Raw genomic sequence first — 18,418 nt, forward strand, 5'->3', positions numbered from 1 at the left:
TTCATGTTTATGCAAAGGCAAATGACAGGGAACCGATCTATCAAGCAAATTGCGCGCCTATTATTGGCAAAGCCTTGTAATCCGGCAACCCTGGCGTTTGGCTTTGTCATTTTTCGTAGGACCGGCGCACCGATTTGTGGCGTTTCGCCTCCTTTTGGCGCACAGAAAGGTGACGGACGGTAACACCGATATATCCCGGTCATGTGGGGTATAAACGCAGAACCCCGCCAACGGGCGGGGTTCCGGGGTTAGCGCAGCAGCCTTACGCCGCCTTCATGCCCTTGTGGGTGTCGATCAGGTGCTGCACCACGCCCGGGTCGGCCAGGGTGGAGATATCACCCAGCGCGTCGTACTCGCCGGTGGCGATCTTGCGCAGGATACGGCGCATGATCTTGCCCGAGCGGGTCTTGGGCAGCCCCGGCGCCCACTGGATCACATCCGGCGAGGCGATCGGGCCGATCTCCTTGCGCACCCAGTTCTTCAGTTCCTGGCGCAGGGTCTCGCTGGCTTCCACGCCATGGTTGAGGGTCACGTACACATAGATGCCCTGGCCCTTGATGTCGTGGGGCACGCCCACCACCGCGGCCTCGGCCACCTTGGGATGGGCAACCATGGCGCTCTCGATCTCGGCGGTGCCCATGCGGTGGCCGGAGACGTTGAGCACGTCATCGACGCGGCCGGTGATCCAGTAGTAGCCATCCTCGTCGCGGCGCGCGCCGTCGCCGGTGAAGTACATGCCACGGAAGGTCTTGAAGTAGGTGTCGACGAAGCGGTCGTGGTCGCCGTACAGGCTGCGCGACTGGCCCGGCCACGAGTCGAGGATCACCAGGTTGCCCTCGGCGGCGCCGTCGATCAGGTTGCCCAGGTTGTCCACCAGCCCCGGCACCACGCCGAAGAACGGCTTGCTCGCCGAGCCCGGCTTGAGCGCGGTGGCGCCCGGCAGCGGGCTGATCAGCACGCCGCCGGTCTCGGTCTGCCACCAGGTGTCGACGATCGGGCAGCGTTGCTTGCCCACGGTGTCGTAGTACCAACCCCAGGCCTCGGGGTTGATCGGCTCGCCCACCGAGCCCAGCAGGCGCAGGCTGGAGCCATCGGCGCCCTCCACCGCCGCAGTGCCCTCGGCCATCATGGCGCGGATGGCGGTGGGTGCGGTGTAGAGGATGTTGACCTTGTGCTTGTCGATGATCTTCGACACGCGGGTGATGTCCGGGTAGTTCGGCACGCCTTCGAACAGCAGCGTGGTGGCGCCGTTGGCCAGCGGGCCGTAGACGATGTAGCTGTGGCCGGTGACCCAGCCGACGTCGGCGGTGCACCAGTAGATTTCGCCCGGGCGGTAGTCGAACACGCGCTCATGGGTGAGGGCTGCGTACACCAGGTAGCCGCCGGTGGTGTGCAGCACGCCCTTGGGCTTGCCGGTGGAGCCGGAGGTATAGAGGATGAACAGCGGCTCCTCGGCACCCATTTCTTTCGGCGCGCAGGTGCTGGACGCCACGTCCAGCAGGGTGTGGTACCAGATGTCGCGGTGGCGGTTCCACTCGATGTCGCCGCCGGTGCGCTTGCAGACGATGACCTTCTGCACACTGCTGGTTTCCGGGTTGGTCAGGGCGCGGTCGACGTTGGCCTTGAGCGCGGTCTTCTTGCCGCCACGCAGGCCTTCGTCGGCGGTGATCACCACCTTCGAGCTGCAGTCGATGATGCGCCCGGCCAGGGCCTCGGGGGAGAAGCCACCGAACACCACCGAATGGATGGCGCCGATGCGGGTACAGGCCAGCATGGCGACCACGGCTTCGGGAATCATCGGCATGTAGATGGTAACCACGTCACCGCGGTGCACATCCTGGCCACGCAGGGCGTTGGCGAACTTGCAGACTTCCTCGTGCAGTTCGCGGTAGGTGATGTTGCGGTGCTCGGAGGGGTCGTCGCCTTCCCAGATGATCGCGATCTGGTCGCCGCGTTCGGCCAGGTGCCGGTCCAGGCAGTTGTAGGAGACGTTGAGAGTGCCGTCGGCGAACCACTTGATGTCCACGTGGTGGTCATCGAAAGAGGTCTGCTTGACCTTGGTGAAGGGCTTGATCCAGTCCAGGCGCTGGGCCTGCTCGCGCCAGAAGCCGTCAGGGTTCACCACCGACTGCTGGTACATGGCCTTGTAGGTCGCTTCATCGGTCAGCGTGGTGGCTGCCACCTCGGGACGAACGGGATACAGGGACGCCGCACTCATCTTTCTTACCTCGGAGCTATGTAGTTGTTTTTGTATGACCTCGTTGTAAGGCTAAGCGCACGCCGAGGCCATTCGACGATGGTAGTAACCATTACCCTACTCTTTGATGACGGCGCGCGGCAAGGCTCAAGCCCGGGCGCGGGGCGCCTCGACGGCCGCGTGTCTTTGCAGGAAAACGCGCGCCACCGGCCGCTACGAAATTGATTGTTACAGATTCAGATAAAACTGTTTATCAAAACTCTGTCTGTTTAACCCCCCGCCATCGCCCTAAAATTCACCTCGCCAACCGGCACTGTGATTAACACACGCAACAGCCCCCACGAAGGCACGTTAATCCGACTCTAACTTTCCCGAGCAACACACGCAGTCCCACAAGGATTGCGTGCCCCCTGACGACCGCACAAAGGTAAACTTTAAAATGAAAGCTTTAATTGTCTTGGCCCTGAGTACTTTCTCGCTGGCAGCCATGGCTGATGAAGTTTCGAACACCGCCAACACTGAAGTTCCGGTGGAGCACTACAACTATTCGCAGCACCTTGATATTGCCAAGGTCATCAGCACCAGCGAAATCCCCAACGTCTGCGAAGTGGTGCCAGCACGCATGACTTACCTGGACTCCACTGGCCAGAAACACATACTTGAATACCGCGTGATGGGCAACGGCTGCTCGAACGGATAAGTTCACAGTGCTTCAGCGCCTCTTCAGGAGGCGCTGGCCTATTTAATTGATCGAATAATTATTCAACACCTGCCCGCCAGCACAACGCTTGATGATGCGCCGAACTTTTTGTTCGATCTTTCCCGCATCATGGAGTTTGCATGGCACTTTATATCCCGCCTTCCGTCCCGCCGATCAAGAAAGCCATTTCGCCTTTTGGCCAATTACTGACAACCCTGTTTCAGCGCGATGACTTTTCACGCATTGATCCGCTGGGCAGTGATTTCCAATGGCTGGATAACGTCGAGGCACTGTGCGCGGCCCCCGACGTCGTCGCTCTGATTCCCCCCTCACTGAACAACGACACCAATGACGCCCCCGCGCAACTGACCCGGTACCTGCAGGCCCAGGCAACACAAGCCTTGCGCGACGTGGACCCGGCATTGCCGGCAACACTGCGCAAGGTGTCCCGGCGGGCCAAGGCTGGACGCCGGGTGTTCAGCGCCGCCAGCCACCTGTGGCTACAGGCAACCTTCGCACGGGCGACAGATTGCGCCTGGCTGGCCTGCCTGCTGCTGTATCCGAGGCTGGCCAGCAAAGCCACGCCCACGCAGCACCCGCTGCAAACCCGGAACGGCGCTTTCAGCCACCTGCATACGGACCTGTCAGCGTGCGTCTCGCGTATCCTGCACAAACGCGTTGGCGGCGGGCGCATGGCGCGGCTGCTCGATTACCTGCAGATGGATTTCGCCCTGGCCTGCACCACCGAGCCACGGCGGCTGATGCCGTGCCTGTTTGGTTGCGCTACCTTCGACGCCTTTGAAAAAGCCGTGATTGACGACCTGCAATGGGTACCACCCCCCCACTATCTGCAACGCGAACTGGCCATGCAGGCCATCGTCGACTATCTCGACCCCCGCAGCTCGCGCATCGAGGGTGAACTTGCCGGCGTGTCGCTCACCCCCCAGGGCAACGCACAGGCGTTACGTGTACGCCTGGACCAGGCGCTCGCGGCACACCTGGACTGCAACCCTACCGAACTGGCACTGGTAGCGCCGCTGTTGCTGCGTCAACATGCCCCGCTGCTGCTACTCGAAGACCTGCCGCCTGACTTCGAGCACCTGCCGGACCTTTACTCCGTGCAATTGCGCCTGGGCATCAGCCTGTCGGAACGCGACCCCTGGCTGTTGACGCCCGAGACGGCGCTGCAGGTGGCGCTACTGAAACAAGCGCAAGCGACCACGCAAGAAGACCAGGTCAACATCCTGCTCGCCCGCGCGCCACTCGTCATGCAATGGGCGGAGTACAACCGCATACTACCGAGGCAACCTTGGTACACGCCGGCCGACATCAACGCCGCCCTCGATGCCTTCGACATCATGGCGACACTGGCACAACTGAGCAGCCCACCCTCGCGCATAAAAATGGCCATTGGCTACCTGGAATCATTTGGCATCAAGCCGCATGAAATTGTCTCGGGCGCTCGCAAGACCTCCCACCTGGAGCGCCTGCTCGACAGCGGCCCGGGCTTTCGCCATGCCGCACTCAAGCATACGACCGCCGCCGATATCACCGCGCAGTTCGACCAACTGTTCAGCGCCTACCGCGGCCATTGCCACCGCGCACTGAAAGACTTGCTCGAGCTGTTCATCCAGCGGCTACCCGACAACGACCGCGCGGTAATGGAAGCCGCATCGCTGCAGGCGTACGCGGTGCACTGGCATGAATTCATCGGGCCGAACCAGATGAGCATCCCGCAACTGGGCGATGCCGATCCCGAACTATGGGCCCTGCGCCGTTGCCCCGCCCTGCTGATTCTGTGCCAGGGCAGCCAGGGCGAAACCTTGTACCGCTGGTTTCCCCAGCAATGGCGGTGGGACAGCCGGGCCATCGACCGCCAGGGGGTGCCAATGGAGCAGTGGGCACGCGAACACCTGCAGCTGCAGTTCGAGGACTACCACGACGCCGAGCACCCATTCACCTACAGCACCGCCGGGGGCGTGCAGGCGGTAGGCCCGCTGCTGCCTGCCGGACCACTGGCACGCCTGGTCGACATCGCGCTGGACCACGTGTGGATGCACCACTTCGACGACCTGAGGCAGCAGTGCCGGGGCATGACCCAACTGGAGCTGCAGCAAAAAAACATCCAGGGCCGCAGCCTCGCGGCCCACCTGGCACGCATCGGCGTGCCTTTTGCCAGTTGCTTCGATACCCAGGGCAGCGGCGGCGTGTCCATGTGCGTGCTTGATGCAGTGACCCTGCCCCTGACGGCGCTAACGCCTGTACTAAAAACGCTGGTGGCCAACCGTCGCCTCATCAACCGCCTGCTGCACAGCGGCGGTCGCTCGCCACTGGCAAACACAGCCTTTGCGGTGAGCCGCTGGCTCAACCTGCATCAACGCCGTTTCCCCTTCAATTTTGCCAGGGACCTGGGAATTTCCACAGGGCAAGTGGCGCGCCCCAGCCACGGCATCTGGCACCTCCAGCCCGCCCAGATCAGCCGCACCTACGGCCCGCCTCTGCTGGACCTGACGCCCGGCGGCGCCGAGCGCACCTTCATCGAGGCCTTCGCCATGGCCCGCCCCGGGCTCGCCCCTGGCGCCCTGGCCCTGCATCGCGGGCCCGATGGCCTGCGCTACCTGCGCAGCCACGTGGATAGCCAAGTCATGCTGATCCCCCGGGCAGACCGCAGCGTGGACGTGCTCATTGATGGCCACCTGTACCGCTTGAGCCAGGAAATCAGCGGTAAATACTACGTGCGCCATGATCGCCTTGGCACGCTGCGCAAACCCCGCCGCATGATCGAGACGCCCACCCCTTGCCGCATCCCACGGGCAGCCGACGCCCCGGGATGCGCCAGCCTGTACACCCACCAACTTCCTGTCACCGCATTGCCCCCCCACGCGACCGCCGGGGAGCATGCCGCACACGCCTGGCAGGCGCGTACCTACCGCCTGGGCAGCCTGGCGATTGCCGGCGGCAGCAGCAGCCAGGCGCCCGCCAACCTGGATGTGGTGGTCATGGATGGCACCCTGTGGCGACGCGAGCGGACCCGCGCCGGGCGCCTGGTACCGGTCACCGATGCCGAACGCGCTACCTTTGGCCTGTCCTTGGCCACTGCCAACGGTCCGTCGGTGAACTACCTGCCGAGCATCAGCGGCCGACGCTCTACCGACAGCCGCTTTGGCCTCACCCCCTCACTGACCGCCGAGCAGGCCGGGTTGATCAACGACACGCTGCCGGTCCTGGAGCTTGATGAACTGGTGGCCGGCGTGGGGGACCGCCGCATCCTGCGCGGCCACGTCATGGACACCCCTCAGGGCCCGTGCATTGCGGTCGAGGCCGACACCCACGTGATCTACCGTGCGCCCGACCGCCCCGGCGAATTAAGCTTCGAGCGCGTCACCGCCGAAGAGGATATCAACCGCTTTCTCACCACCAGCGAAACCTACCGCATCGTCAGCGGCACGCCTTCAGCTCCCCGCGACCGGGAAAACATTGCCACGCTGTTGTTTGACCTGGCCAAGCACCAGCCTGCCCCCGGCGACATTCCCCTCGACGCCTTCCCCACCTATGCCGCCTACGCGGAGGCAGCAGGTATACACAACGAGCTGCTCGACTACGCCACCCATATCCTGGCGGGCAATAGCCAGCAGCTGCGCCTGTTCGAGCGGATGCAGGCGCTGATCCCCGACCGCGGCCTTCTCACTACGCGCCCCAGGAACGTGCAACAGGCACACATTGATGTGCTCAATCGGCTGGCCCCGCCGCAAGGCACCTCGCCAGGCACCTTCGCTCCCATCACCGCCGATAACCTCGGCGATGCCAGCGTGCATGCCGCACTGCGCCACACCATGGCGCAGGCCAACCTGGCCTTCATCCGGGTGAGCCTGGCCGATGGACGGCGGATGGTTTACTACGCCCTGTCCGGCGGTAAACGTGCTGCGGCGATCCGCTTGAAGATCGATGTGGCCAGCAGCCCGCGCCAGACCCTCGATGGGGTGGAATGGATAGACGCGCGCGCGATCATGCGTACTCGCGGCCCTGATCCGCAAATGACCAGCCTGCCGGTGGTGCGCCACGCTGGACGCAAGATCATCCGCCCCCACCCCCGCGACCAGGACGCCGAACGCCTGATCGCCACAGTGCTCAAGGCCGACCTGCGCGACAAGCCAGTGACCGACCTGCAGGTGTTCACGCGCATGGACACCTGCCGTTCATGCGGCGCCATCGTACTGCCGCAACTCAAGCTACTGTTCCCCCAAGCCAGCATGAGCATCAATTTCCTGGAACCTTACCCGCTGGACTGAGTGCCAGTTCCGCCTTGCCCAACCCATGCTCGCGCAGCTTGTTGGCAATGGTGGTATGCGACACCCCCAGGCGCTTGCCCAGCAAGCGGCTGCTGGGGTGCTGGGCATGCAGTTGCTCCAGCACCGCGCGCTCGAAGCGCGCGACGATCTGTTGCAGGTCACCCTCCAGGGAGAAATCGCCCAAGGGCTGGCGCACACCGTAGTCGGGCAGGCGGATATGCTCGGGCTTGACCCAACCGGCGTCGCACAATGACACGGCCTGGAACAGCACATTCTCCAGTTGCCGCACGTTGCCCGGCCAATGGTAGCGGGCCAGCTTGTCCTTGGCGGCGGGCGCCAGGCGCGGCAGCGGGCAGCCGATCTGGCGGCTGGCCTGGTCAAGGAAGTGCTCCACCAGCGGGTCGAGGCCGTCCATGCACTCGCGTAGCGGCGGAATGTGCAACGACAGCACGTTGAGGCGGTGGTACAGGTCCTGGCGGAATTCGCCGCGGGCGCACAGCTCCGACAGATCCATCTGGGTGGCGCAGATCACCCGCACATCCAGGTACACCTCTTCGTCACTGCCTACGCGGCGGAAGCAGCCGTCTTGCAGGAAGCGCAACAATTTCGCCTGCAGGCGCGGACTCATCTCCCCTACCCCATCGAGGAATAGCGTGCCGCCCGCGGTCAGCTCCAGCAGGCCCAGCTTGCCCTCGGCGCGCGCGCCTTCGAAGGCGCCGGGGCCGTAGCCAAACAGCTCGGTCTCGGCCATGGACTCGGGCAAGCCGGCGCAGTTGAGCGCCATCAACGGCGACTGGCCGCGCGGGCTGGCCAGGTGGCAGGCGCGGGCCAGCAGTTCCTTGCCGGTGCCGGTCTCGCCCTCGATCAACAGCGGTGCGTCGAGTGGCGCCATGCGGCGCGCCTCGCGCACCACGGCGGCCATCACTTTCGAGCTCTGGAAGATGCTGTCGAAGCCGCGCAGTTCCTGCTTGCGCACGTGGTAGATGCGCTCGCCGATGCGGTCGGCGCGGTGCAGGGTCAGCACCGCACCGGCCAGGGCTTCGCTGTCGTCATGCTCGGACTGCAGCGGGGCGATGTCGGCAAGGAACACGTCGCCGCGCACCTTCACCCGCAGGCCGTTGATGCGCGATTTGTTGTCGCGCACCAGCTGCGGCAGGTCGAAGTCCTCGGCGTAACGCGACAACGGCATGCCCGGCACCTCGTCCACCCGCACCCCCAGCAGCTGCGCGGCGGCGCGGTTGGCGGCGACGATGGAGCCGGCCATGTCGATGGACAGCACCGGGAATTCCAGTGCGCCCAGCAGCGCATTGAGCTCCATGTGCCGGCGCTCGCTGGGCATCAGCCCCACGCGTTTGACGCCGAACACGCCGGGTATGGCTTCGAACTTGGGGCGCAGGGCCTGGAACTGCAGGTTGATCAGGTTCGGGCAATGCAGGTAGATGGCGTTGCCGTGCTCGCCACCCACTTCGCCGCGGGCGACGTTGATGCCGTATTCCACCAGCAGGTTGAGGATGTCACGCAGGATGCCGATGCGGTTCTGGCAGTGGACTTTGATGCGCATGAGGGGCCTGTTTTTTGGCGAAAGGCGAAGATATTCGTAAAGAATATGTGACGCTTGAGGGTGCCGACAAGACTTTGCCGCCGATGAACGCGGTAGCTGTATCGAATAGTTTACGAAAAGTGCGGGCTGTGCCTGCGATGCGGGGCGCTAGGTGGGGCTGACAGCCGTGGGGCGGTGGGCTATCAATGGAGCGTGGGGTCTGCGGACGCAGCCTTTGGCAGCTGCTACGGGGATGTGTGCGGGCCCATCTATAATAAAAATGTGCGCTGGAGAACAGCATGAAGCAGACCCACTACGTGGCCCGCGAACCGGATGCTAAGGGGTTCATCCATTACTCCGACACCGAGCACGCGGTATGGCACACCTTGGTCAGCCGCCAGCTCAAGCTGGTAGAGGGGCGCGCGTGCCAGGAATACCTGGACGGCATCGAGCAACTGGCCCTGCCCCATGAGCGCATTCCGCAACTGGCCGAGGTCAACCAGGTGCTGGCCCGCACCACCGGCTGGCAGGTCGCCCGGGTGCCGGCCCTGATCCCCTTCCAGACCTTCTTCGAATTGCTGGCCAGCAAGCGCTTTCCCGTGGCCACCTTCATTCGCACGCCCGAAGAGCTGGATTACCTGCAGGAACCGGACATTTTCCACGAGATTTTCGGCCACTGCCCGCTGCTGACCAACCCCTGGTTCGCCGAATTCACCCACACCTACGGCAAGCTGGGCCTGGCGGCCAGCAAGGAACAACGGGTGTTCCTGGCGCGCCTGTACTGGATGACCATTGAATTCGGCCTGGTGGACACGCCCCAGGGCCGGCGCATCTATGGCGGCGGCATTCTCTCGTCGCCCAAGGAAACCCTCTACAGCCTGTCGGACGCCCCCGAGCACCAGGCCTTCGACCCACTGGAATGCATGCGCACCCCATACCGCATCGACATCCTGCAGCCGCTGTATTTCGTGCTGCCGGACCTTAAGCGCCTGTTCGGCCTGGCCCACGAGGACATCATGGCCCTGGTGGCCCGCGCCCAGCAGCTGGGCCTGCACGCGCCGAAATTTCCGCCCAAGGCGGCCTGACCCGCTTTTAACTACTATAAGGAAGCAACCATGAACCCATTGAACCAGGCCCATTGCGAAGCCTGCCGCGCCGACGCCCCGCAGGTCAGCGACGAGGAGCTGCCAGGGCTGCTGCGGCAGATCCCGGACTGGAACATCGAGGTGCGTGACGGTGTCATGCAGCTGGAAAAGGTCTACCTGTTCAAGAACTTCAAGCACGCCCTGGCGTTCACCAACGCCGTGGGCGAGATCGCCGAGGCCGAGGGCCACCACCCGGGCCTGCTGACCGAATGGGGCAAGGTCACCGTGACCTGGTGGAGCCACTCGATCAAGGGCCTGCACCGCAACGATTTCATCATGGCCGCCCGCACCGACGACGTCAGCCAGGGGGCCGAGGGCCGCAAATAATGCACTTCAGCGCGATCCAGCGAATTCCCGGCGACTCGATCCTGAGCCTGATGGACGCCTACGCCCGCGACCCCAACCCGCGCAAGTTCGATCTGGGGGTGGGCGTGTACAAGGACGCCCAGGGCCTGACCCCGGTGCTGTCGGCGGTCAAGCAGGCCGAGCGGTTCCTGCTCGACCACCAGACCAGCAAGACCTACGTCAGTGGCCACGGCGACCAGGCGTTTGGCCGCCTGGTCAGTGAGCTGGTGCTGGGCAAGGACTCGCCGCTGCTGGCCCATGAGCGCGCCGGCGCCACCCAGACCCCGGGTGGCACCGGGGCCCTGCGCCTGGCCGGCGAGTTCATCGCCCATTGCCTGCCCGGCAAGGGCATTTGGCTCAGCGACCCGACCTGGCCCATCCACGAAAGCATCTTTGCCGCCGTGGGCCTCAAGGTGAATCACTACCCCTACGTGGGCCGTGACAACCGCCTGGACATGGAAGCCATGCTGCTGGCGCTGGAAGACATACCGCGCGGCGACGTGCTGCTGTTGCACGCCTGCTGCCACAACCCCACCGGCTTCGACCTGCGGCACAACGACTGGCACCGGGTGCTGGACGTGGCCAAGCGCCGCGAGCTGCTGCCGCTGATCGACTTCGCTTACCAGGGCTTTGGCGATGGCCTGAACGAGGATGCCTGGGGCGTGCGCCTGTTCGCCAAGGAACTGCCGGAGCTGCTGGTCACCAGTTCGTGCTCGAAAAACTTTGGCCTGTACCGCGAACGCACCGGCGCGTTGATCGCCTGCACGCACACCGCTGAACAGTTGCTGGACGTGCGCAGCCAACTGGCCGGCCTGGCGCGCAACCTGTGGTCGACGCCGCCGGACCATGGCGCCGCCGTGGTCGCCACCATCCTCGGTGATGCGCAGTTGAAGAGCCTGTGGGCGGATGAGGTGGAGCACATGCGTTCGCGCATCGCCCAGCTGCGGGCCGGGCTGGTCGAGGCGCTGGGGCCGCACGGGCTGTCGGCGCGTTTCGCCCACATTGGCGAACAGCGCGGGATGTTCTCCTACACCGGGCTCAGCCCCGAGCAGGTAGACCGCCTGCGCGACGAGCACAGCGTGTACATGGTGCGCTCGGGCCGCGCCAACGTCGCCGGCATCGACGCCAGCCGCCTGGACGAACTGGCGGCCGCCCTCGCCAAGGTGTGTTGAACCTGTGGGAGCTGGCTTGCCAGCGAGTTTTTGAGGGCCTCGAAGAGCTCGCTGGCAAGCCAGCTCCCACATTCAGCCTCCATGAAAATCCGTTCATTGTGCGACCAATGGCCGCCGGCGAAGTCAGTTTGTCATGCGCAGTGCTGTATCCTGTCCCGGCTTTAACCAGCACGCGCTATCCAGCGCCACCCTCAACCTGTAATTGCGAGGAGCGATGACGATGCACGAGATCCCAAACCTTCCTTTCCCGAGCCTGCATCAACCAGAGCAGCCTCAACCGCCACAATCGGCCAGCCAGGCCACTGAAAACGAGGCCGACGAAGCCTCGAGCGCTGATCGCGACGACTAAGCGCCGACCGCAGGTGGTACGATCCCCACGGCGGCCATGCCGCGTGATCGCACCACCTCAGCGCTGAACGGAGCCCCTCATGCAAGACACTTTCAACGAAGCACAGGCCGCGCAGGTGATCGACACCGCGCAACAGATGATCGACATCTGGGCCCGCCTCTCCCCGGAAAAACAGCAAGCCCTGCTGCAACGTTTCGGCACCCAGGAAAACGCCCTCGCCGCCCTGGTGGCCACCCGACTGCTGGCACAACCGCAGGCTTGAGCCTTCGGCGAGATAAAATCTTGCCGCTGGTCGTGCACTGTGTGGCTCGCCGCCCTATGATAAGCGTCTAGTGTGCTAGCACCCGACACCTATCCCCCTGGAATTCCCAATGTCTTCAAACCCGCGGCCGCTGGCGGTCACGCTGCAAGTCGTTTCCATCGTGCTGTTCACCTTCATCGGCTACCTGAACATCGGCATCCCGCTGGCCGTGCTGCCCGGTTTCGTGCATACCGGCCTGGGCTTCAACGCCGTGATCGCGGGCCTGGTGATCAGCGTCCAGTACCTGGCCACCCTGCTTAGCCGGCCGTACGCCAGCCGTATCATCGACAACCACGGCAGCAAGAAGGCGGTGATCTACGGCCTGTTCGGCTGTGGCGCCAGCGGGCTGTTCATGCTGCTGGCGGCGTTCACCCAGAGCCTGCCGGTGGTGAGCCTGGCCAGCCTGTTCGTCGGCCGCCTGGTGCTGGGTAGCGCCGAAAGCCTGGTGGGCTCGGGCTCCATCGGCTGGGGGATCGGCCGCGTGGGCGCACAGCACACCGCCAAGGTCATCTCCTGGAACGGCATCGCCAGCTACGGCGCCCTGGCCATCGGCGCCCCGGCCGGCGTGCTGCTGGTGCAACACCTGGGCCTGTGGGCGATGGGCGTGAGCATCCTGCTGCTGGCGGCGCTGGGCATTGCCCTGGCCTGGAACAAGACCCCGGCGCCGATCGTCGCCGGCGAGCGCATGCCATTCATGCACGTGCTGGGCAAGGTGCTGCCCCACGGCACCGGCCTGGCCCTGGGCGGCATCGGTTTCGGCACCATCGCCACCTTCATCACCCTGTATTACGCCACCAACCACTGGGACAACGCCGCGCTGTCGCTGAGCCTGTTCGGCGCCTGCTTCATTGTCGCGCGGCTGATCTTCGGCAACCTGATCAACCGCATCGGCGGCTTCCGCGTGGCCATCGGCTGCATGACCGTGGAAACCATCGGCCTGTTGCTGCTGTGGCTGGCGCCCAGCGCCGAGCTGGCCATGGCCGGCGCGGCCCTGACCGGCTTTGGTTTCTCGTTGGTGTTCCCGGCCCTGGGCGTGGAAGCGGTGAACCTGGTGCCGGCCTCCAGCCGCGGCGCGGCAGTGGGTGCTTACTCGCTGTTCGTCGACCTGTCGCTGGGCATCACCGGCCCGCTGGCGGGCGCGATTGCCGCCGGCTTCGGCTTCAGTTCGATCTTCCTGTTCGCCGGCATCGCCTCGTTCGCCGGCCTGGCGCTGAGCCTGTACCTGTACCGGCAAACCCTCAACCAGCCGCGCCACCCGGACGCCGCGCTTTAAAAGTCGACCTTGCCGCGGCCTGCCTTGATGGCGCCGCGCTTGCTCTTGCCATCCAGCCGACGGGTTTTCGAGCCCTTGGTTGGCTTGGTGGGCCGCCGCGCCTTTTCCACCTTCGCCGCATTCACGATCAGCTCGCGCAGCCGCTCCAGGGCGTCGGCGCGGTTCTGCTCCTGGGTGCGATATTGCTGGGCCTTGATCACGATCACGCCTTCGCTGGTGATGCGGCTGTCGCGCAGGGCCAGCAGCCGCTCCTTGTAGAAAGGCGGCAATGACGAGGCGTTGATGTCGAAGCGCAGGTGCACCGCACTGGACACCTTGTTGACGTTCTGGCCGCCGGCGCCCTGGGCGCGGATGGCGCTCAGCTCGATTTCGGCATCGGGCAGGTGGACGTTGTTGGAGATTTCCAGCATGAAGGGGTTTCGGCAGGGTCAAAGACCGCAAGGGTACACCATCACGCGCGTAGCCGCTGCCGAAGGCTGCGCTGGCCCGCGCGTGCACTGGAGATACCCAGCGCGACTCAGGGCCAGCGCAGCCTGCGGCAGCGGCTACGCGCGGAGGATGGCGCGAATCAACCCAGCGCCAGGGCGGCGCGGCGGTTCTTGGCAAGGTACGCCACGTACATCACCACCACCCACACAGGAATGGCATACACCGAGACATTGATGCCCGGGATCATCAGCATGATGCCGAGGATGAACACCACGAACGCGAGGCAGATGTAGTTGCCCCACGGCGACCACAGCGCCTTGAACGACGACACCTGGCCGTTGCGCACCTGGTGCTGGCGGAACTTGAGGTGCGAGAAGCTGATCATCGCCCAGTTGATCACCAGGGTGGCCACTACCAGCGACATCAGCAGTTCCAGCGCGTCATGGGGCATGAAGTAGTTGAGCAGCACGGCCACCAGGGTCACTGCCGCCGACACCAGGATGGCCCGCACCGGCACGCCGCGCTTGTCCACCTTGGCCAGCGCCGCAGGGGCGTCGCCCTGCTCGGCCATGCCCAGCAGCATGCGGCTGTTGCAGTAGGTGCCGCTGTTGTACACCGACAGCGCCGCGGTCAACACCACGAAGTTGAGGATGTGCGCCGCGGTGTTGCTGCCCAGCATCGAGAACACCTGCACGAACGGGCTGCCGCTGTAGGCGTCGCCGGCGCTATCCAGGGTTTGCAGCAGGCCATCCCACGGGGTCAGCGACAGCAGCACCACCAGGGCGCCGATGTAGAAGATCAGGATGCGGTAGATGACCTGGTTGATGGCCTTGGGAATCACGGTCTTGGGCTGGTCGGCCTCGGCAGCGGTGAAGCCGAGCATTTCCAGGCCGCCGAACGAGAACATGATGATCGCCAGCGCCATCACCAGGCCCTTGACGCCATTGGGGAAGAAGCCGCCGTGGTCCCACAGGTTGCTGACCGAGGCCTGCGGGCCGCCGTGGCCGCTGACTAGCAGGTAGCTGCCCAGGGCGATCATGCCGACGATGGCCGCCACCTTGATGATGGCGAACCAGAACTCGGCCTCGCCGAACACCTTGACGTTGGCCAGGTTGATGGCGTTGATCATGACGAAGAACACCGCGGCCGAGACCCAGGTCGGGATCTCCGGCCACCAGTAGTGCACGTACTTGCCAACTGCGGTCAGTTCCGACATGCCCACCAGGATGTACAGCACCCAGCAGTTCCAGCCCGACAGAAAGCCGGCGAAGCCGCCCCAGTACTTGTGCGCGAAATGGCTGAACGAGCCGGCCACCGGCTCTTCGACGATCATCTCGCCCAGCTGGCGCATGATCATGAAGGCGATGAAACCGCAGATGGCGTAGCCGAGGATCATCGAGGGCCCGGCCGACTTGAGCACCCCGGCCGAGCCGAGGAACAGCCCGGTGCCGATGGCACCGCCGAGGGCAATCAATTGGATGTGTCGATTTTTCAGGCCGCGCTTGAGCTGGCCGGATGAGTCTTGTGCACTCATTGTGTTGGTCACCTGGTTATTTTTATCTGTGACGGAACGGACCCGCCCCACTCGTGATGAGGCGGTAGACAGGCGCGCGTTAACGCAGGGTGCCACAGTAAAGGGCGCGCATTGTACACGCCGGGCATCAGAGCGCGAGGGGTCGAGGCTGGCAAGAGGGCAAAAAGGCAGGGAATGTTACAAATTAGTGCACGAGTGGAAACATTTCTTTACACCCTAACAGCTCGCTGGCAAGCCAGCTCCCACATTTCCCCAATGTTCTCTGTGGGAGCTGGCTTGCCAGCGAGCTTTTGGCCAACGCCACGATCGTAAACAAATGTTTACAGCCTGCAACGGCAATTTTCCACACGCCACAATGCAAAACGCCAGCCCGAAGGCTGGCGTTTTGCAGTTCAAGCGCGCTGATTACTCAGGCTTGGGCTTGCGACGGGTGACCGGCGCACGCTTGTCCGCGGCTGGGCCACGGCGCTTGCTGTCGTCCGACAGCTTCAGGCCTGGGCGCTGGGCACCTGGCTTGGCTGGACGCTTGTTCATGTCGGCCGGGCGCTCGGCCACCGCCGAACCACGACCGTCCTTGCGGGCCGGCGCTTCGCCACGGCGCGGGGCCGGTGCGTCACCACGCGGCTTGCGCGCCGGGCGCTCGCCTTCTTCCAGGCGTGGCGCGCGGGCTGGGCGCTCGGCACCGGCGGCACCGTCGTGGGCAGGGCGCAAGGTGCGCACGCGCTCGCTGCGGGCCATGGGGCGCGACGACTTGCGCTGCATGCGGTCCAGCTTGTCCTTGCTCTTGGTGCTCATGGTCGGCATGGCCACGGCGCTCAGGCCCACTTCGGCGCTGAGCACGTCCACTTCGTGCTGGCTCAGTTCGCGCCAGCGGCCCATGGGCAGGTCGGAGTTGAGGAACACCGGGCCGAAACGCACGCGCTTCAGGCGGCTGACCACCAGGCCCTGGGATTCCCACAGGCGACGCACTTCACGGTTGCGGCCTTCCATGACCACGCAGTGGTACCAGTGGTTGAAGCCTTCACCACCCGGTGCCACCTGGATGTCGGTGAACCGCGCCGGGCCGTCTTCCAGGATCACGCCGTTCTTCAGGCGCAGCAGCATGTCGTCGTCGACTTCACCGCGCACGCGCACGGCGTATTCACGGTCCATCTCGTAGGACGGGTGCATCAGGCGGTTGGCCAACTCACCGTCGGTGGTGAACATCAGCAGCCCGGTGGTATTGATGTCCAGGCGGCCGATGTTGATCCAGCGGCCTTCGCGCGGGCGCGGCAGGCGGTCGAACACAGTCGGGCGGCCTTCCGGGTCGTCACGGGTGCAGATCTCGCCGTCCGGCTTGTTGTAGATGATCACGCGGCGCACGGTTTCCGAGGCTTCTTCGCGTTTGATCACCTTGCCGTCGACGCTGATGGCGTCGTGCAGGTCGACGCGCTGGCCCAGGGTAGCGGCCACGCCGTTGACCTTGATGCGGCCTTCACCGATCCAGGCTTCCACGTCGCGACGCGAGCCGACGCCGATACGGGCCAGGACTTTTTGCAGTTTTTCGCCGGCGGGGCCCATTTCCTGGACTTCTGGCTTGATAGGTTCACTCATCTTTTAGCACCTCCCGGTGTGTGATGTGGGGCGTTCATGTCGCCCGAAGGGTCGCGAATCATACGCGCATGTGCGGCGTTGCGCACCTGAGACTAGTCGAAATAGCGTGGGTTATTTCTTTTTCCGTCGGCCGGTGGCACCCAGCGCCAGCAAACGCAGGTGCGCCTGGGCCAGCGCCTCGCGCCGCTCGCCCTTGCCCAGCTTCTTCCAGCCCTTGATTTCACGCTTGGTGCGCCCGCAGCCCACGCAGACATCGTCGTTGAACTTGCAGACACCGATACAGGGATCCTTGCTGCTCATGGGCACTCACTCGTGGCGGGGCTCTTGCTCCTCCTCGCCGTCTTCCGTCTCGTCGAAGGGGGCCAGGGGCGCGTCGAGCAAATCGTCGAAGTCAGTCTTGAGACCCTGTTCCATGCTGTCGAGTTCGGCCAGCAGGGTGTGGAAGCTGGTTTCCTCCTTCGGCGCCTCGCCCTCCTCGCCCGGCTCGGCACTGGCATCGGCCAGGGCCTGCAGGTGCGCGGGCACCGGCGGATCTTCATCCAGGTCCTCGACCAGCGGCTCGGGCTCGATCTCGCGCAGCTCGGCCAGCGGCGGCAGGTCGTCGAGGTTCTTCAGGTTGAAGTGGTCGAGGAACGCCTTGGTGGTGGCAAACATCGCCGGCCGCCCGGGCACCTCGCGGTAGCCCACCACGCGAATCCACTCGCGCTCGAGCAGGGTCTTGGTGATGTTGCTGTTCACCGCCACGCCCCGCACGTCCTCGATCTCACCGCGGGTAATGGGTTGGCGATAGGCGATCAGCGCCAGGGTTTCCAGCAGTGCACGGGAATAGCGCTGCGGGCGCTCTTCCCACAGCCGACCGACCCAGGGAGCGAACTTTTCGCGGATCTGCAGGCGGTAGCCGGAGGCCACCTCCACCAGCTCGAAGGAGCGGCTGTCGCAGCTTTTGCGCAGCAGGTCCAGGGCCTTCTTGAACACAGCAGGCTCGGGGCGCTCGGCTTCCTCGAACAGCTCGTACAGGCGGTCCAGCGATTGCGGCTTGCCGGAGGCGAGCAGGAAGGCTTCGAGCAGGGACGCCAGCTCGCGGGGTTCGGTCAAATTCATCTATTGGCTCTTGTTCACAATTCTGATCCAGCGCTCTCTGCAGCTCTTGCCGTTGCTAGTGATCTTGATCTTGATCTTGCTTTGCTTTTGCTTTTGATCTGGCTTTTGATCTTGGCCCCGTTAAGCGCCAGGGCCGACTGGAGGCGTTGACCAGGCGGCAGCCCGCAGGGCCCTTCGGCGCAGCCGAAGGAAACGGCAGCCCGCCCGCTTTGTTAGCGGGGGCCGTTTTGCCGCCTGGGCGACGCCGGAAGGAGGGGACCCGTAGCGCAGCGGAGGGCCCAAGCAGGGGCGAGCCCTTTTTGCTTCCTTTTTGGGGCGACTGCCAAAAAGGGAGTCGCCGTAAGGGCGAAACGGTCGGTGGTCGCCCCGCGAAAATGGATATGTTCGAAATCGCCGAAGCAGGATACAGAATCCGTGAACATATCCATTATCAAGGGTGATGCAGAATCA

General features: G+C 64.4%; 14 protein-coding genes. 7 read left to right on the forward strand and 7 right to left on the reverse strand.

From position 1 onward, the window contains the following. Nucleotides 1-262: 262 nt before the first annotated feature. The gene (gene acs / locus RAM80_RS09865; RefSeq protein WP_416426161.1) at nucleotides 263-2,218 is read right to left on the reverse strand and encodes an acetate--CoA ligase; all 1,956 of its coding nucleotides are present in this window, start codon (nucleotides 2,216-2,218) and stop codon (nucleotides 263-265) included. 418 nt (nucleotides 2,219-2,636) lie between these two features. Between acs and RAM80_RS09870 the strand changes: the two genes are divergently transcribed. Further along, nucleotides 2,637-2,897 (forward strand): DUF2790 domain-containing protein, encoded by a 261-nt coding sequence (locus RAM80_RS09870; protein WP_416426162.1) that lies wholly within the window; start codon nucleotides 2,637-2,639, stop codon nucleotides 2,895-2,897. A gap of 140 nt (nucleotides 2,898-3,037) precedes the next feature. Further along, complete coding sequence (locus tag RAM80_RS09875) at nucleotides 3,038-7,186, forward strand: deaminase domain-containing protein (protein WP_416426163.1); 4,149 nt, start codon at nucleotides 3,038-3,040, stop codon at nucleotides 7,184-7,186. Here the strand turns inward: RAM80_RS09875 and RAM80_RS09880 are convergent. Beyond that, nucleotides 7,155-8,747, reverse strand: coding sequence for a sigma-54-dependent transcriptional regulator (locus tag RAM80_RS09880; RefSeq protein WP_416426165.1), 1,593 nt, complete (start codon nucleotides 8,745-8,747; stop codon nucleotides 7,155-7,157). The genes RAM80_RS09875 and RAM80_RS09880 overlap by 32 nt on opposite strands. Nucleotides 8,748-9,025: 278 nt before the next feature. On the opposite strand from RAM80_RS09880, the gene phhA reads away from it, so the two are divergent. The 5 genes from phhA (at nucleotide 9,026) to RAM80_RS09905 (ending at nucleotide 13,311) form a co-directional block, all read left to right on the forward strand. After that, entirely contained in the window at nucleotides 9,026-9,811 is a 786-nt protein-coding gene (gene phhA / locus RAM80_RS09885; RefSeq protein ID WP_416426166.1) for a phenylalanine 4-monooxygenase, read from the forward strand. Between the two features lie 30 nt (nucleotides 9,812-9,841). Further along, nucleotides 9,842-10,198 (forward strand): 4a-hydroxytetrahydrobiopterin dehydratase, encoded by a 357-nt coding sequence (locus RAM80_RS09890; protein ID WP_416426167.1) that lies wholly within the window; start codon nucleotides 9,842-9,844, stop codon nucleotides 10,196-10,198. Beyond that, complete coding sequence (locus RAM80_RS09895; protein WP_416426169.1) at nucleotides 10,198-11,388, forward strand: amino acid aminotransferase; 1,191 nt, start codon at nucleotides 10,198-10,200, stop codon at nucleotides 11,386-11,388. Before RAM80_RS09890 ends, RAM80_RS09895 begins: the two co-directional genes overlap by 1 nt. 428 nt (nucleotides 11,389-11,816) lie before the next feature. After that, nucleotides 11,817-11,999 (forward strand): hypothetical protein, encoded by a 183-nt coding sequence (locus RAM80_RS09900; RefSeq protein ID WP_416426170.1) that lies wholly within the window; start codon nucleotides 11,817-11,819, stop codon nucleotides 11,997-11,999. Between the two features lie 109 nt (nucleotides 12,000-12,108). Further along, nucleotides 12,109-13,311 (forward strand): MFS transporter, encoded by a 1,203-nt coding sequence (locus tag RAM80_RS09905; RefSeq protein ID WP_416426172.1) that lies wholly within the window; start codon nucleotides 12,109-12,111, stop codon nucleotides 13,309-13,311. Here the strand turns inward: RAM80_RS09905 and arfB are convergent. From arfB to scpB, 5 genes are all read right to left on the reverse strand, one after another. Further along, nucleotides 13,308-13,721 (reverse strand): alternative ribosome rescue aminoacyl-tRNA hydrolase ArfB, encoded by a 414-nt coding sequence (gene arfB / locus RAM80_RS09910; RefSeq protein WP_416426173.1) that lies wholly within the window; start codon nucleotides 13,719-13,721, stop codon nucleotides 13,308-13,310. The genes RAM80_RS09905 and arfB overlap by 4 nt on opposite strands. A gap of 158 nt (nucleotides 13,722-13,879) precedes the next feature. Further along, nucleotides 13,880-15,274, reverse strand: a complete 1,395-nt coding sequence (locus RAM80_RS09915; protein WP_416426174.1) for an amino acid permease — start codon at nucleotides 15,272-15,274, stop codon at nucleotides 13,880-13,882. 405 nt (nucleotides 15,275-15,679) lie between these two features. Continuing rightward, entirely contained in the window at nucleotides 15,680-16,867 is a 1,188-nt protein-coding gene (gene rluB / locus RAM80_RS09920; protein ID WP_416426176.1) for a 23S rRNA pseudouridine(2605) synthase RluB, read from the reverse strand. A 111-nt stretch (nucleotides 16,868-16,978) separates the two neighbouring features. Next, complete coding sequence (locus tag RAM80_RS09925) at nucleotides 16,979-17,167, reverse strand: DUF1289 domain-containing protein (RefSeq protein ID WP_416426177.1); 189 nt, start codon at nucleotides 17,165-17,167, stop codon at nucleotides 16,979-16,981. A 6-nt stretch (nucleotides 17,168-17,173) separates the two neighbouring features. Further along, nucleotides 17,174-17,968: an SMC-Scp complex subunit ScpB gene (gene scpB, locus RAM80_RS09930; protein ID WP_416426178.1), complete on the reverse strand. Its 795-nt coding sequence runs from the start codon at nucleotides 17,966-17,968 to the stop codon at nucleotides 17,174-17,176. Nucleotides 17,969-18,418: the final 450 nt, after the last annotated feature.

Source organism: Pseudomonas sp. App30 (assembly GCF_047947025.1).
Lineage (GTDB): Bacteria > Pseudomonadota > Gammaproteobacteria > Pseudomonadales > Pseudomonadaceae > Aquipseudomonas.

What these genes read in the sequence shown, in the direction of transcription:
- acs (WP_416426161.1), bottom strand. Translation starts at nt 2,218, where the DNA reads ATGAGTGCGGCGTCCCTGTATCCCGTTCGTCCCGAGGTGGCAGCCACC.
- RAM80_RS09870 (WP_416426162.1), top strand. Translation starts at nt 2,637, where the DNA reads ATGAAAGCTTTAATTGTCTTGGCCCTGAGTACTTTCTCGCTGGCAGCC.
- RAM80_RS09875 (WP_416426163.1), top strand. Translation starts at nt 3,038, where the DNA reads ATGGCACTTTATATCCCGCCTTCCGTCCCGCCGATCAAGAAAGCCATT.
- RAM80_RS09880 (WP_416426165.1), bottom strand. Translation starts at nt 8,747, where the DNA reads ATGCGCATCAAAGTCCACTGCCAGAACCGCATCGGCATCCTGCGTGAC.
- phhA (WP_416426166.1), top strand. Translation starts at nt 9,026, where the DNA reads ATGAAGCAGACCCACTACGTGGCCCGCGAACCGGATGCTAAGGGGTTC.
- RAM80_RS09890 (WP_416426167.1), top strand. Translation starts at nt 9,842, where the DNA reads ATGAACCCATTGAACCAGGCCCATTGCGAAGCCTGCCGCGCCGACGCC.
- RAM80_RS09895 (WP_416426169.1), top strand. Translation starts at nt 10,198, where the DNA reads ATGCACTTCAGCGCGATCCAGCGAATTCCCGGCGACTCGATCCTGAGC.
- RAM80_RS09900 (WP_416426170.1), top strand. Translation starts at nt 11,817, where the DNA reads ATGCAAGACACTTTCAACGAAGCACAGGCCGCGCAGGTGATCGACACC.
- RAM80_RS09905 (WP_416426172.1), top strand. Translation starts at nt 12,109, where the DNA reads ATGTCTTCAAACCCGCGGCCGCTGGCGGTCACGCTGCAAGTCGTTTCC.
- arfB (WP_416426173.1), bottom strand. Translation starts at nt 13,721, where the DNA reads ATGCTGGAAATCTCCAACAACGTCCACCTGCCCGATGCCGAAATCGAG.
- RAM80_RS09915 (WP_416426174.1), bottom strand. Translation starts at nt 15,274, where the DNA reads ATGAGTGCACAAGACTCATCCGGCCAGCTCAAGCGCGGCCTGAAAAAT.
- rluB (WP_416426176.1), bottom strand. Translation starts at nt 16,867, where the DNA reads ATGAGTGAACCTATCAAGCCAGAAGTCCAGGAAATGGGCCCCGCCGGC.
- RAM80_RS09925 (WP_416426177.1), bottom strand. Translation starts at nt 17,167, where the DNA reads ATGAGCAGCAAGGATCCCTGTATCGGTGTCTGCAAGTTCAACGACGAT.
- scpB (WP_416426178.1), bottom strand. Translation starts at nt 17,968, where the DNA reads ATGAATTTGACCGAACCCCGCGAGCTGGCGTCCCTGCTCGAAGCCTTC.